Source organism: Bartonella sp. LB28NMGDW, from assembly GCF_042194435.1.
GTDB lineage: Bacteria > Pseudomonadota > Alphaproteobacteria > Rhizobiales > Rhizobiaceae > Bartonella > Bartonella grahamii.
This window is the reverse complement of record NZ_JBHIMX010000130.1, coordinates 1-724: the sequence shown is the minus strand read 5'-3', so window position 1 is coordinate 724 and position 724 is coordinate 1. Positions and strand designations below refer to the sequence as shown.

Below are 724 nucleotides of genomic sequence, written 5' to 3'. Positions count from 1 at the left end.
CAACACCCCCCATTGTCGAAAATTAGCAAGAGCTGCGGTGTTGATCACACCGGAGAAACTTTACAGCATTAAGGAGATAAAGATGGCTGTAGAAAAGAAATATGAATTCACGGATGAGACACGTGTTTTTGGTAATCACACACTTCATCGTATTAAAGCCTTAAGAGATTTTGGAGATGTGAAGGCTGGAGAGATTGGGGGGTATATCGAAAAAGAGAGCAACTTAAGTCATCATGGTGAATGTTGGGTTGCTCAGAAGGCTTGTGTTTTTGATAATGCCAAGGTTTATGAAAATGCATGGGTTTTTAATGGAGCCAATGTTTATGAAAACGCCCGTGTTTATGGCAATGCCCGTGTTGGTATAGATGCTTTTATTTATGGAGATAGTTATGTTTATGGCAATGCCCATATTTATGGCAGAGCTAGAGTTTATGAAAATGCTCGTGTTAGTGGGCATGCGCATGTTAGTGACCATGCCCGTGTTTATGGCAATGCCAAGGTTTGTGGCTATGTCTGTGTTAGTAATGATGCTTCGGTTTATGGCAATGCGCATGTGTATGGGAATGCTAAGGTTTGTGAAAATGCTCGTGTTTACGGAAATTCCAAGGTTTGTGGATATACCAAGGTTTGTGGCTATGGAGAGGTTAGCGATAACGACGAAGTTTACATGCGTAAACACGTTTCATATAGCACAAACGAAGCGCATAAGAATGATGATGGTAAG

The 724-nt window shown here is 41.2% G+C and carries 1 protein-coding gene; it reads left to right on the top strand.

The window, feature by feature from the left end:
* Positions 1 to 82: 82 nt before the first annotated feature.
* On the top strand, positions 83 to 724 hold a 642-nt coding region (locus ACFIKG_RS09610), incomplete at its 3' end, for a hypothetical protein (RefSeq protein ID WP_375652233.1).